We start from the raw sequence: 13,484 nt of genomic DNA, 5'->3' as shown, positions 1-13,484 counted from the left end.
CGCCTGTTGAGCGATGGACCGACTCGATCATCTGGATTGGTGCCGGATCATCGCAGGCATACGATCGAAAGACGAGGGAGAGCCAATGGCGTCGGTGACGCTGTACAACGCAATCATCTTCAACACGAATCAGATCCCTCCAGGCGGGGCCGCCGGCTACCAGGTGGGGCCGGACGCGAGACTCGGCTCCGGAACCGTCACGGTCACGGCGCACGGACTGTCGGGATTCGTCTCGGGGTCCATGATCCTGGGGGTGGAGCTCCTCAAGACACGCGCCCCGGGGGCCGGAGGCGGTGCCAACCCGTACCTCGACATCACGGTGCGGAACCACGGCGGGAATTCCTGCCCCTACGTTCGCCTGATGGTCAGTACCGTAAACCCGTAAGCGAGCCCGCGAGTCGTTTCAGCTAAGGAGTGAAGACGGATGAAGGTAATCGCCGTCCACGACGCAGTCGGCGAAATTCTGTCGCTCGTGGTGTCACCGGAAGAAGGTCCGGACTTCGGCGTGGAGTCCCACGCGGGGGAATTCGCACGCACGGTGGAGATTCCCGGGCTCTCCCTCGACATGCCGGATCCTGAGATCTACCGGCGACTGGAAGAGGTCACCAAGACCTTCCGGGTCGACGTGGCGGATCAGCCCGAATTGGCACCCTCGGCGCAGCTCGTCGCGAAGGGCGGCCCGTCGGGCTCGTGACGATCGGGCCGACGGCACACTCCTCCGCAGACACCGAGGTGCTGTGGCCGGGGTCCGCGCAGCGTGAGCAGCCGAGCACCCCGAAGGCCGGATCCCGGCCGTCAGCCGGGCACTCGCTCCAGGCAGATCAACGGCCTGGGGTGGACGAACGGCCGGCGGCCAGGATCACGCGATGCGGGGGAACCGGCCGCCGACGAGAAGGCGCGAGACAGCCCGGCCCAACGCACTCGTGCCATCGAGTGTCTTGAGGCCAGCAGGCCGTCACCGGGTCGTCTCTGGGGTATCGACGCGCAGGTCCCGGATGTACCAGTCGAACCGCGTGCCGTCCTTCGCGTGTGTCTGCCGGCCCGGGGTGAACCCTGCACGGCGCGCGACCGCGGCAGATCCGGGATTCTCCGGCTCCACCTGGATCACCGCCTCCTTCCCGCCCTCACTCGCCGCGTAACGGCACACCAAGAGGACCGCGCGGGTTGCCAGGCCGTGCCCCCTCCAGGACGGATAGAGGCCGTACGCGACATTCACCTGGCCGGGAGCCAAACCCTCTCCTGCGAACCGCAGGTCGATCGTTCCTACGAGCGCCTCACCGGCGCCCGCCCGGATACCGAAAGCGCGGAGCGGCCCGGCGGTGTCCCACTGCTCTTGGCAGTGCCGGAAGTACGCTTCGACACCTTCACGTGTCCCGGGGCCGCCGTTGAGCCAGCGAACCAGCAGCTCATCCTCCCCCGCGAGGTGCGCCTCCACATCGTCCGGGCGCAGCGGGGACAACGTGACGATCCCGTCGGACAGCTTCACTTCCTGCATCCGACGATTCTTGGCCCCGGCGCCGCGTCGCACCACCGGATTCCGTCGGCCACTCATCCCGGATGACCAGTCAGTCGCCGAGGATCCGCTCCCACAGCAGCCCGTCCCGCCAGCTCCCGTCGAGAAAGATCGAGGAGTGCGCGACGCCGTACGGAGTGAACCCGTTGCGGCGCAACACGCGCTGCGACGGTACGTTCTCCAGATTCGTGGACGCCTCGGCGCGGTGCAGGCCGAGTTCGTCCGTCATCAGCCGGAGTACGAGCCCGACCGCGTGCCCGGCGTGCCCCTGATTCTGGGCGACGCCGGCTATCCAGTATCCGACGGAGCCGCGACGCAGGTGCGGTTGCGGCAGGATGCCTCCGACGGTGACCTGCCCGATCACCTGGTCGTCGGCGAGCACCACGCCCGGCCAGACCGTGCCGGCCCGGTATCCGGCCAGCAGGCCGTCGATCCGCTCCGCCTGGCCCTCCGGGGTGAAGAACTCGGCCGGCTGGGCCGGTTCCCACGGCCGGAAGGCCTCGAAGTCCCGCACCCGATGCGCGGCGATCGGGGCGGCGTCGGCGGGCTCGATCAGACGGATTCCGGTGCTGCTGGGCATGGCTGATCCTCGTCGCAGTACGTTGGATGAGACGGCCACCTTATGCGCGGGTGCCCGCGCCGCGCGCCGGGGGAGCCGGCGGCTCGGCCACGGTCGAGTTCGCCTACGAGCCCGCTGTGGGGAGGGTGACCTCGAAGCGGCAACCGCCGTCCACGTTCCGCACATCGGCACGGCCCATGTGCGCCTCCACGATGCCCTGGACGATCGCAAGACCGAGCCCCGCGCCACCCGGCGGGGTGCGGGCCTCCGTACCCCGCCACCCCGTGTCGAAGACCCGCGGCAGCGCGTCCTCGGGGATCCCGCCGCAGCCGTCCGTCACCGACAGGACCACGGACTCGGCACGGCGCTCGGCCGCGACGGCGACGGTGCCGTCGGACGGCGTGTGACGGATGGCGTTCACCAGCAGGTTCGCCAGGACCCGTGTCATCTCCCGGCCGTCGACCTCCACCGGCACCGCCGCGACCCGGTCGCCCACCAGCCGTACCCCCTGCTCGCGTGCGAGCGGCACCGCGCCCGCCAGGGCGTCGCCCACGAGGTCGCGTATCGACATCCGGGCCGGGCTCAGCGTCAACGCGCCCGCGTGGATACGGGAGAGCTCGAACAGGTCGCCCACCATGCTGTTGAGCCGGTCCACCTCGGTCCGCATCTGCCGGTGGTAGCGCGCCGGATCGGCGACCACACCGTCCTCCAACGCCTCGGACATGGCCCGCAGACCGGCCAGCGGAGTCCGCAGATCGTGCGAGATCCAGGCGACCAGCTCCCGACGGGACGACTCCAGTGCCCGCTCGCGCTCCCGGGCCGCGGCGAGCCGCTCACTGGTGGCCGACAACTCCCGGCTCAGCGCGGCGAATTCGGCCGGAGCGGGCACCCTCGGCGCGGTGAACACCCCACCCTCGCCGAAATCCCGTGCCGCCACGGCGAGTTCCCGCGCGCTGACGACCACCTGACGGCCCAGCAACAGCGCCGTACCGAGCGAGACGACGGCCGCCGTCGCGACGACCGCGGTCACCACCCACAGGTCGTGCGGCGACAGGAACATCGCCCACGCCACCGCGAGCGTCCCGGAGAGCATCGCCGTCACGGCGACGGACGCGACGACGGCGAGCGAAACCGCCACCGACCGACGCCGCAACACCCGCAGCAGCCCCGCCCCCACCAGACCGGCCGCCCCCGCGCCCACGAAGGCGTACACGACGATGAGGAGAATGTCGCGCACGGCTCATCCCTCCGACTCGGTGGGGGAGTCGCCACCACGTTCCGTCGTCCAGCCGTCCGACCGAACACCCTCCGGGCGTCCCGCCGCGTCGAAGCGGTAGCCGACGCCCCACACCGTCTGGATCAGGAGCGGGCGGGCCGCGTCCTCCTCGACCTTCCCGCGCAACCGGCGGACGTGGACCGTGACCGTCGACAGGTCACCGAAGTCCCACCCCCACACGTCCCGCATCAGCCGCTCGCGGTCGCACACCTCGCCCGGATGCTGCATGAAGTAGCTCAGCAGGTCGAACTCGCGCAGCGTCAGGGACAGGTGACGCCCGTCCTTCGTCGCGCGCCGACCCGCCGGGTCGAGCTCGAGGCCGCCCGCCCGCAACAGCGTTCCCGGCCGCCGTACTTCGGTGTGACGGCGGAGGACCGCCCCCACCCGCAGCACCAGTTCACGCGGGCTGAACGGCTTGGTGACGTAGTCGTCGGCCCCGATCTCGAGCCCGAGGATCCGGTCCTCCGCGTCGCTGCGCGCCGTCAGCATGATCACCGGTACCGGCCCGCGCTTCCGCAACTCCCGGCAGACCTCCAGGCCGTCCATGCCCGGCAGCATCAGATCGAGGACCACCAGGTCGGGCCACCGTGCCCCGGCGGCCGCAAGCGCGGACGGCCCGTCGGCCACCCGGTCCACGGTGAAGCCGCCTCGCTCCAGATAGCCGGTGACCACTTCGGCGACGGTCGGATCGTCGTCCACGACCAGGACGTGCGGTGCGGTCCCCGTGGGCTGCTCAGGCTGCTGCATGAGGATCAGCCTCGCACCGGTCGGGGAATCGGATCGAGTCCGGGGTGGGGCGAGAGGGTTGATGTCCTTGTTTCGTAAGGTTCGGACTCCTCGACGGGGCCTGGTCCCGGCCCTCCGCGCCCACCGCGCGAAGCCGTCGAACGCCCTTGTGTCTCGACGTAAGACTTTCGTCATCGGGTCGGACATGGCGCGCACCGGCCCACCTGGGATGGAATGCGGGGGAAGGAAGATCAATGGCACGGAGGAAGGACGATCGTGGCACGTGGGGGCAGGAAGTCGCTGCTGTGGGGAGCGATGGTGGTCGCGGTGGCGCTGGGGGCCGTGGGGCTCTACTGGTTCCAGCCCTGGAAGCTGTGGCAGAACGAGACGATCGACGAAGCGCTCCCGACGGTGTCGGCGCCCGCGCCCGGCTCCTCCGCCGGCGCCGCCGACCCGGCGTCGGGTCCGCAGACGCTCGCGCAGGGGTCCCTCATCAGCCACGAGCACGCCACCACCGGCACGGTGAAGCTGATCCGTCTCGCCGACGGCAGCCTCACCCTGCGCCTGGAGGACCTGGACACCAGCAACGGCCCGGACCTCCGCGTCTGGCTGACCGACGCCCCGGTCAAGGAGGGCATCGCCGGCTGGCGCGTCTTCGACGACGGCAAGTACCTCAGCCTGGGGAAGCTGAAGGGCAACAAGGGGGACCAGAACTACCCGCTCCCGCCCGGTACCGACCCGGCCGACTTCACGAGCGTCACCATCTGGTGCGACCGCTTCGACGTCTCCTTCGGAGCGGCCGGCCTGAAGGCCTGACGTTCCTGTCACCCCCGAGGGGCCCCGCGCGACGGCGCGGGGCCCCTTTTCCGCCGCCCACCCCGGCCCAGATGTCACACACGGCGGCCCGACGGCACCACTCACGCCGACGAGACACTCACCGCCGTCGCGATCCGGGCGAGGGTCGTACGCATGCCATGACGGTTCACGGCGATACGGCGCTCGGGGGTCGTCCCCGCGAAGACGGTGCCGAGGACGTCGGCGAGGTGCGAGCCCCGGCCGGTGCGCAGGTCCTGCCAGGTCTCGGTCACGCGGGTGCCCGTACCCTCGGCGGCGAAGCGATAGCCCCAGCGGGCGATCGGCAGCCCGAACACACCGACGTCGAACGTGAACTCCTCGCCCTCGCGCGCCGCCGTCACGCGCCCCGTCGTGAACCAGACGAACGGACCGCGCCGGTTGAAGCCGACGAAGCGGCTCCCGGTCCGTACGGGAGGCCGCACCACCCAGACCCGGCGGCACTCGGGGCTCCACCGGCCCATGTCGGGCAGGTTCGCCAGCAGGCGGTAGACGACCTCCGGCGCGGCGTCCACCACGACGGACTCCTCAAGACTCCACTGGCGCCCCATCGGCGGCCTCCCTGTCGTCGAACCGACGCACCATCCGTACCGGCCGGTAGCCTACTGGCCGGTTGCGTGACCGCGCCCCCGACCCGTCTTCAGGAGTACGTAGCACCCGGAGGTGACCACGATGCCGACGGGCAGGGCGAGGTCCACTCCGCCCAGGGCGGCGGCGATCGGGCCGGTGTACAGCGTGTTGACGCACAGCGCGGCCGAGGTGACCCCCGCTGCGAGCGCGAGCGCGCCCGGAAGGCTGACGCCGCCCGTGTACCAGAAGGGACTTGCGGGACTCTCGTCCATCAGCGCGAGCCCGTCGTAGCGGTTGCGGCGCAGCGCGATGTCGGTGGCGTACAGGGCGGTCGCCGGGCCGAGCAGCACGACCGTCAGCTGGAGGACGTTGCTGACGGTGTCCAGGAAGTTGGACACGAGCAGCGCGTACAACGTCAGGCCCGAGGCGACGGCCCCGTCGACGATCACGCTCAGGGAACGGCGGATGCGAATGCCCACCGCCTGGAGGGCGAGACCGGCGCTGTACGCGGTGAGGGCGTTGATCGCGACCGTGCCGAGGACGAGAGCGAGAAGGAACACGGGGGTGAACCAGCCGGGCAGGATCCCCTCCAGCGCGGTCTGCGGATCGGTCATGTCGACGGCGGTGGCCGCGAGCGCCCCGAGCGAACAGACGGCGACGCTCGGCAGGAACCCGCCCAGCGCCGTCCAGCCCGCGACCGCCCGGGACGACGCCGTACGCGGAAGGTAGCGGGAGAAGTCGGCGCTGGTGGTGTACGACAGGGGGCCCGCGGCGATCAGCGTGACGCCCGCCAGCAGCGTCGCCCAGAGGTCCACCCCGCTGAGCCGAGCCTCCGGCGCGTACGCGAAGTCGGCGTGCAGCAGCACCGCGTACGCCACCACGCCGAACGCGGCCGCGAGGGCGAGCGTGATCGGAAGGTACAGCTTCACGATCAGGGCGTGCCCGTAGACGCTGATGGTCAGGGTGATCCCGGCGATGGCCAGCACGACGGCGACCTTCACGGCCGTGTTCGTCGGCAGGCCCGTCTTCGCGACGAGAGCGAAGGCGGCGGACGCGGCGGCGGCCAGGTTGAGGGCGAAGTAACAGACGGAGATCATCCAGCCGGTGACCGCGTTGTTCACGCGGTTGCCCCGGACCCCGTACATCGTCCGCGTGATCACCTCGCTCGGCGCGCCCGCCGCCGGCCCCGACATCGCGAGCACGCCGGTGAGCAGCCAGAACAGATTGCCCACGACGATCACCGCGAGGGCCTGCCAGAGGCTCAGTCCCATGAGGACCAGAGCGCCGCCGATGACCAGGCTCAGGTAGTTGACGTTGGCCGCGGCCCAGACGGAGAACAGCTCACGTGGTCGGCCGTGACGCTCCGCGTCGGGGATGTGGTCGATGCCGTGGACCTCGACCCGACCCGGCCGCTCGGCGCCCGGCGGCGCCGGATGCGCGCCCTGAGCGCCGGGTCGGGGGTCGGGGATGGTGGAAGCCATGAGGCCCTCCGGATGCGTGTCGTGCCGACCTGCTTGCTTATTGGTCGCACACTCAATAGCATCGCCGGTATGTCGTCAAGCGTCCAGCGCAAACGAATTCGCAAGACCCCCGAAGCCCGCCGAGCGGAGATCGTCGAGGCCGCGGCCCGCGTCGCCCTGACCGAGGGCCTCGAATGCGTCACCCTCCGGCGCATCGCCGAGGAACTCGACGTACGACCCGGTCTGATCAGCCACTACTTCCCCTCGGCGGAAGAACTGGTGGCCGAGGCCTTCGCCACCGCGGCCATGGGCGAACTGGACGCCCTGCTGCCGGCCGACCGTCCCGACGGCACCCCCACGCACCACCTCGCGCGCTACTTCGCGCTGTCGACGGGAGAGGCGTACGACGACATCAGCCGCCTCTGGATCAACGCCCGCCACCTGAGCCGCTACCGCCCCCTCCTGCGCGAGAAGGTGGCGCACATGGAGCTGGCCTCCGACGACCGCCTGGAAGGCCTCATCCGCGACGGCGTGGCCGCGGGGGAGTTCCGCACGGACGACCCCCGTACGACGGCCATCCAGATCCTGGTGGTCCTCGACGGCCTCGGCGCGCACGCGAACACCGACCGGACCGACCGCCCGGAGGCGGTGACCCGCATGGCCCTGACCACGGCGGAACGCGAACTGGGGCTCCCGAGCGGCAGCCTCGGCGCCGCCACGACCTGACACCCCTTCACCAGACCTCCCCCCCCGCCAACCCCTGGAGCTGCAGTGCGCCCCTCCCTGGTCCTCCTCTCGGCCCGTCTGCTCGACCCGGTGACCGGCCACGTCCTGCCGGCCACCGCCCTGGCCGTCGCCGACGGCCGGATCGCCGCCCTGGGCGACGACCGCGAGATCCGCGCGCTCGCCGACTCCGCCACCACCGTCCTCGACCTCAAGGGCGCCGTCGTCACCCCCGGACTGACCGACGGCCACCTCCACCCCGCGTCCGGCGCCGAACTCACCCACGGCCTCGACCTGTCGGCCTGCACCGACCTCCCCTCGCTTCGCGAGGCCCTCGCCCGCGAGGTGCGAAACCTCGAGCCCGGCGCCTGGCTGTTCGGATGGGGCCTGGACCCGAACGCGTTCGGCGACCACCCGGTCGCGTCCGCCGCACTCGCCCCCGTACTGGACGGCGTACCGGCCCTGCTCCAGCTCTTCGACGCCCACTCCACGCTGGCCAGCCCCCGCGCCCTCGAACTCGCCGGCATCGACGGACCGCGGACCTTCGACCAGTCCGCCGAGATCGTCTGCGACTCGCAGGGCAGGCCGACCGGCCTCCTCCTGGAGGACGCGGCCTGCGAACTCGTCGAGCGCGCCGCGCCCCGGCCCACCCACGCCGAGCGCCGCGACCGCCTCGCGACCGCGCTGCGCGCCATGGCCGCGGCCGGTCTGACGGGCGGCCACGCCATGGACGCCAACGGCGACAGCCTCGCCCTCTACGCGGAACTCGAAGCAGCCGGAGACCTGCCACTGCGCCTGCGCGTCGCGCCCTGGTGCCGGCCCGGCACCGACGAGGCAGGCCTACGCGCCTTGATCGACCAGCAGGGCGCGGGCGGGAAGCTGTGGCGCGTCGAGGGCGTCAAGCTGTTCATGGACGGCACCATCGACAACGGCACGGCCTGGCTCGAACACCCCGACCGCAACGGCGAGTCCACCCACGCCTTCTGGCCCGAACCCGACGCCTACACCCGCACGATCGCCGCCCTCCACCGCGCCGGCGTGCCGACCGCCACCCACGCCATCGGGGACGCCGCCGTCCGCCACGTCCTCGACGCGGTCGAGAAGGCCCAGGCAGCCGATGCCGACGCCGTCGTCCGCCACCGCGTGGAACACATCGAGAGCGTCCCCGACGACACCCTGCGCCGCTTCGCCGAACTCGGCGTCGTCGCCTCCATGCAGCCCACCCACTGCTGCGACTTCACCCGCGCCGACCACACCGACAACTGGTCCCGCCGCCTGGGCGAGGAACGCGCCTCGCGCGCGTGGCGCTGCCGCGACCTGCGGGACTCGGGCGCCACGGTCGTCCTCGGCTCCGACTGGCCGATCGCCCCGTTCCCGCCCCTGGGCGTCATGGCAGGCGCCCGCCACCGCCGCCCCACCCGCGACCTGACCCAGCCCCCGCACGGCCCCGACCAGGCACTGGACGCCCTCGACGCGCTCCAGGGGATGACGACGGGTCCTGCGTTCGCGGCGGGCGAGGAACACCGGGCGGGCCGGCTCGCTGTCGGCCACCGCGCCGACCTCACGGTCCTCGCCGACAACCCGCTCACGACCTCCGCGACGACCCTCGCGGACCTGCCCGTGCTGCTGACAGTCCTCGACGGCCGCATCACCCACCGGGCCGCGACCGTCTGACCTCGCTCACGACGCTCACCGGGCCCGCCACCCTCACGACCCTCACGCCCCTCAGGAAAGGGCGCGCGTGACGGCCGAAGCCGCGTCCGCGATCAGCTTGTTGTCGTAACGGTCGTCGACACGGTGACGGTTGGACAGGACGGCGACGACGATCGGAGCCCTGCCGGGCGGCCAGAGGACGGCGATGTCGTTCCGGGTGCCGTACGTACTGCCCGCTCCCGACTTGTCGCCGACGACCCAACCCGCGGGAACACCGGCGCGGATGAGCTCCGCGCCGGTGGTCGTCGTCCGCAGCCACGTCGTCAACTGCTCACGCTGGGGCGGCCGGAGCGCGTCCCCGAGCACGAAGGCGCGCAGGTCCCGCGCCAGAGCACGTGGAGTGCTGGTGTCCTGGGTGGCGCCGGGCGCCCACTGGTTGAGCTCCGGCTCGCGCCGCTCCATACGGGTGACGTCGTCGCCCAACTCCTCGAGGACCGCGTCGAGCGCCTTGGGCCCGCCGAGTTCGTCGAGGAGGAGGTTGGCGGCGGTGTTGTCGCCATGGCGTACGGCGGCTTCGCACAGCTCCTTCAAGGTCATCCCGGTGTCCGCGTGGCGTTCGGTGACGGGGGAGGGAGGCACCAGATCGCTTCGCGAGTAGGTGATCACCCGGTCCATGTCACGCGGGCTCCGGTCGCGCAGCACCGCCCCTGCGGCCAGCGCCTTGAAGGTGGAGGCGTACGGGAATCGGGCCCCGTCGTTGTACGCGACCTCACGGCCGTTGCCCGTGTCGACCGCGTACACACCCAGCCGCGCACCGTAGGCCCGCTCCAACTCCTGGAACCGCGCCCGCGCGTCCGGCGCGCCCCCCGTCGGCGCGCCGGACGAGTCCCGTAGGGGCGGGGTGGCGTCGGTGGGAGGAGGGGAGTCGGAGCATCCGGCGAGCGGCAGGAGCACGAGTGCGGCCAGTGTGGCGAGACAACGTTGCCGAAAGCGCTTGTGCAGCATGGTGAAACCCTCTGGTCGGACGGACGCGGCGAACAACGCACCACGCAACGGAGGTTCACAACCACCTCTCCCTCCCACTCTGCCACCCGGCACGCGCATCCGGTCGTGTGCCGCACCCGGTCGTGCGGGCCGGACGCGTCGTCCGCCGACCCGGTCGTGCGCCGCACCCAGGCTCAGGGCGTTGTCAGTGGGCCGTGCGACGATCGGATACATGATCGCTTCGCTCGACGCCCTGGTGCCGGTCACCTCCGGTACGCACGCCTCCACCACTTACGCCGACTGGGCCGCCGCACACGACCCGGACGCCGCCGCCACGGCCCGCGACCTCGTCGCGGCCATGAGCGACGAACTCAACCGGACGTGGTCCAAGCCCGGTCGCTTCGTCGACGCGATGGCGGCGCGGGCGCGCCGGCTGCCGGCGGCCCACCTGCCGTGGTTCTGGGACACCGTGGGGCACCGGCTGATCGGTCACGGGAGCAGGCCGGGCGGACGGGCGTACGGGGCGGCGCGGGCGGCCGAGGCCGAGCACGGGCTGCCCGTGGACGCCGCCTACCGCAGGGCCAACGCCCTGCTGTTCGCCCAGGGTGGCGCCATGCCCGCCAAGGAGTTCGCGGCCCATCAGCAGTTCCTCGCCGACACGTTGGAACCCGCCGCCGCGCACACCGCCCTGGAGGCCTTCCTCACGGCTTGGGCGAGCTCACCGGCGGACCTTCCCTCGGACCTCGTACGCCGCATCCGAGCCTCGGCGAAGGCGGCGAGTCCGGGTGACGCGGAAGCCGCGCGGCTGGTGGGCGCGATCCTGTCCACCACCCGCGAGAAGTCGGTACCGGACGCACTGTTGAACGCCGCCGCGAAGCTCCTCCGGGCCCACCCGCCCACGGACCTGGTCGCGGCCGGCCTGGTGCGGGTCTTCCCGGAGAACGCCACCGACGGCGGCCCCTGGCTGCGCATGCTGATCGCCGCGGGCGCGGTGGAGGCGATGGAAGCAGGCAGGGTGGTGCCGGAGGGCGGACTGCGCCACTGGGTCGGGCACTTCGTACGCATGTACCAGTACGCGGCTCAGAGCGGCGGCGGTGTGGCGCGGCAGCCGCTGCCGCCGGAGCTCCTCGACGTGATCGTCGGGCTGGGACCTCGCATGCGCGCAGCGGGCGGCGACCCGCTGGAGTTGCACACCACCCGGCATCACTACCAGGGCCTGGACGCCGACGTGTTGGACGCCTGTCTGGCGACCGGTGTCGACGTCGTGGACCCGGGCCCGGAGGTGCGCGTGCGCTTCTGGGGCGAGCGGTCCCGGCGGGACCTCGCCGCGCTGGCCGCCGACCCGGTGTTCGGCAGGAGGCTGGAGCGGACGGTGCACGCGACCCTGCTGCCGGACTGGTCCATCAGGCGCGAGCGGCAGTCGGGTTCGGCGGTGACGCTCCTGCCGGGCAACGAGGGGATCGCCCGACAGGTGGCGCGTCGCGTCGGCAAGCTCGTCGACACGGTCGGGGGCGGCGGCATGGCCGGGGCCGAGGAGGCGCTGGCCGAACTGGAGCTCGTCCTGGATGCCCCGACCGTGGCTGCCCTGACCGGCATCGGCGACGATCTCGCTGCCGCGTGCGCGGCGGGCGCGCTCCGGCGCTCCCTCGCGGCCGGCCTGCCGGAGGAACTGGCGTGGCCGGCACTGGAGTCGGTGTACACGGAGTTCGCGGAGCACGCGGAGGACGGGGAATCCGCTGCTGCGAGCGCCGAAGGGCCGCAGGAGGGCCCGCTGCCCGGGGTGGCGGGCGTGACGTCCACCTGGCCGATCCTCACGGTCTTCGGCCGGGACCGCGCGGTGGCGGTGGCCCCGGACGGCGTGCGCGCCTCGTGCCGCTTCACGGTCCCGGACGAGTCGACGATGTTCGCGGTCCACTACGTGGGCGGTTCGTTCCTGGTGAGCTGGACGGTGAAGCCCAACCCGTACCACTGCGACACCGCCGTCTGGGCCGACCGCCCCGAGGAGCCGTTCACACCGGACGAGCTCGGCGGTCTTGTGCCGTTCGGCGGCAGCCTGGACGGCGCGTACGGCTTCCAGTTCGAAACCGCCGACGGCCAGGGCCGACACGGCGGCAGCCGGGTCCTGCGCCCCGGTGGCCGGGAAGGCATCGACAGGGACGAGCTCCAGCTCTCCGACGGCTCCACGATCTGGACGAACGCCGTCTACGGCAGGCGGCCCTGGGAGGCGGTGGACCAGGTCACGGGTGAGCGGCAGGGTCCCGTGCCGCTGCCGGACTTCCCAGGCCGCACCCCGAACCCCGAGCCGAACCCCGACCCGAACCCCGATCCGGGCACCGACCCGTCCGAGTCGGGCATGACCCTGGCGCGCGAGGCCCTCCAACTGGCACCCCTGCCCGCCTGCCTTCCCGACTCCCCGCTGGGCAGCCGCGACGGCCTGGTCGGCACCCGGATCCTGTACCGCACCCGCCACCGCGACCACGCCCCCGGCCACTTCCTCCTCGAGAGCATCGACGGTCGTACGGCCCGCTTCTCGATCGACCGACAGGGCCAGGAGCCCTGGGCCCTGTGGGCGCCACCGGAGGGCGCCGCCGAGGACGTCGTCCTGGCCGACGCCGAATCCCGTACGGGAGTACGCGCGTACAACGCCGACGGCACCCTGCTCTGGGAACAGGACGGCCACCACTCCCCACGCAACCCCCGAGTGCGCCCCTCCCGCCCGGCCACCGCCTCGGGCGGAGTGGCCCTGCCCCCGGCCTTCTGGTACCTCCTCCAAACCCGCGACAAGCCCGGCTCCCGCGCCCTGCGTACGGCGGACGCCGACACCGCGACGACCCTGCTGACGGCCGCACCGACCGGCGAGGCGACGCTACGCAAGGCGGTGTCCGAGGTACTCCCGGACATCACGGACCCCGCACTCACCGAAGCGGTGGTGGCGCTGACGGAACGAGCGGCCCGAGTGGAACAACGCCTCCGCGCCCTCCACACCCGCATCACGACGGCCATCGACTGATCGACCCCGTCGACTAGGTCGAACCCACGAAGCGGCGGCACCGACGTCGGTAACGTGACAGGCGTGATGGTGGGCACCGAGGAACCCCGGCTGGTCGGACGATCATGCGGGACACCGGCCTGACCCACTGCCCCGAGCACGACCGCTGAACCCTGTCG

At 72.1% G+C, this 13,484-nt stretch carries 13 protein-coding genes; 6 read left to right on the top strand and 7 right to left on the bottom strand.

All coding sequences use genetic code 11. The features are described 5' to 3' along the window. Positions 1-13: 13 nt before the first annotated feature. On the top strand, positions 14-385 hold the full coding sequence (locus ACGFYP_RS04250) for a hypothetical protein (RefSeq protein WP_361967148.1): 372 nt from the start codon (positions 14-16) through the stop codon (positions 383-385). A gap of 39 nt (positions 386-424) precedes the next feature. Next, complete coding sequence (locus ACGFYP_RS04245; protein WP_393486220.1) at positions 425-694, top strand: hypothetical protein; 270 nt, start codon at positions 425-427, stop codon at positions 692-694. A gap of 261 nt (positions 695-955) precedes the next feature. On the opposite strand, the gene ACGFYP_RS04240 is transcribed toward ACGFYP_RS04245, so the two are convergent. The 4 genes from ACGFYP_RS04240 to ACGFYP_RS04225 form a co-directional block, all read right to left on the bottom strand. Continuing rightward, the gene (locus tag ACGFYP_RS04240) at positions 956-1,495 is read right to left on the bottom strand and encodes a GNAT family N-acetyltransferase (RefSeq protein ID WP_393486218.1); all 540 of its coding nucleotides are present in this window, start codon (positions 1,493-1,495) and stop codon (positions 956-958) included. Positions 1,496-1,565: 70 nt separating this feature from the next. After that, entirely contained in the window at positions 1,566-2,093 is a 528-nt protein-coding gene (locus tag ACGFYP_RS04235) for a GNAT family N-acetyltransferase (protein WP_393486215.1), read from the bottom strand. Between the two features lie 103 nt (positions 2,094-2,196). After that, positions 2,197-3,309, bottom strand: a complete 1,113-nt coding sequence (locus ACGFYP_RS04230) for a sensor histidine kinase (RefSeq protein ID WP_393486212.1) — start codon at positions 3,307-3,309, stop codon at positions 2,197-2,199. A gap of 3 nt (positions 3,310-3,312) precedes the next feature. Beyond that, entirely contained in the window at positions 3,313-4,095 is a 783-nt protein-coding gene (locus tag ACGFYP_RS04225) for a response regulator transcription factor (RefSeq protein ID WP_393486210.1), read from the bottom strand. A gap of 294 nt (positions 4,096-4,389) precedes the next feature. Here ACGFYP_RS04225 and ACGFYP_RS04220 point away from each other — a divergent pair, with 294 nt between their 5' ends. Next, positions 4,390-4,890 (top strand): DM13 domain-containing protein, encoded by a 501-nt coding sequence (locus ACGFYP_RS04220; protein ID WP_393487444.1) that lies wholly within the window; start codon positions 4,390-4,392, stop codon positions 4,888-4,890. Between the two features lie 101 nt (positions 4,891-4,991). Here ACGFYP_RS04220 and ACGFYP_RS04215 read toward each other — a convergent pair whose 3' ends face one another. Both ACGFYP_RS04215 and ACGFYP_RS04210 read right to left on the bottom strand, forming a co-directional pair. Continuing rightward, positions 4,992-5,477, bottom strand: coding sequence for an SRPBCC family protein (locus ACGFYP_RS04215; protein WP_393486207.1), 486 nt, complete (start codon positions 5,475-5,477; stop codon positions 4,992-4,994). A gap of 51 nt (positions 5,478-5,528) precedes the next feature. Continuing rightward, the gene (locus tag ACGFYP_RS04210) at positions 5,529-6,977 is read right to left on the bottom strand and encodes a purine-cytosine permease family protein (RefSeq protein WP_393486205.1); all 1,449 of its coding nucleotides are present in this window, start codon (positions 6,975-6,977) and stop codon (positions 5,529-5,531) included. 69 nt (positions 6,978-7,046) lie between these two features. Here ACGFYP_RS04210 and ACGFYP_RS04205 point away from each other — a divergent pair, with 69 nt between their 5' ends. Together ACGFYP_RS04205 and ACGFYP_RS04200 are read left to right on the top strand one after the other, a co-directional pair. After that, the gene (locus ACGFYP_RS04205; protein ID WP_393486203.1) at positions 7,047-7,682 is read left to right on the top strand and encodes a TetR/AcrR family transcriptional regulator; all 636 of its coding nucleotides are present in this window, start codon (positions 7,047-7,049) and stop codon (positions 7,680-7,682) included. A gap of 45 nt (positions 7,683-7,727) precedes the next feature. Beyond that, on the top strand, positions 7,728-9,353 hold the full coding sequence (locus ACGFYP_RS04200) for an amidohydrolase (RefSeq protein ID WP_393486201.1): 1,626 nt from the start codon (positions 7,728-7,730) through the stop codon (positions 9,351-9,353). Between the two features lie 51 nt (positions 9,354-9,404). Here ACGFYP_RS04200 and bla read toward each other — a convergent pair whose 3' ends face one another. Beyond that, positions 9,405-10,337, bottom strand: a complete 933-nt coding sequence (gene bla / locus ACGFYP_RS04195) for a class A beta-lactamase (RefSeq protein ID WP_393486199.1) — start codon at positions 10,335-10,337, stop codon at positions 9,405-9,407. Positions 10,338-10,548: 211 nt separating this feature from the next. On the opposite strand from bla, the gene ACGFYP_RS04190 reads away from it, so the two are divergent. After that, positions 10,549-13,326: a hypothetical protein gene (locus tag ACGFYP_RS04190; RefSeq protein WP_393486197.1), complete on the top strand. Its 2,778-nt coding sequence runs from the start codon at positions 10,549-10,551 to the stop codon at positions 13,324-13,326. The last annotated feature ends 158 nt before the right edge of the window (positions 13,327-13,484 follow it).

Origin of the sequence: Streptomyces sp. NPDC048370, assembly GCF_043200825.1 — a bacterium.
GTDB lineage: Bacteria > Actinomycetota > Actinomycetes > Streptomycetales > Streptomycetaceae > Streptomyces.
The sequence above is the reverse complement of the archived record's forward strand: the minus strand, read 5'-3'. Positions and strand labels throughout refer to the sequence as shown.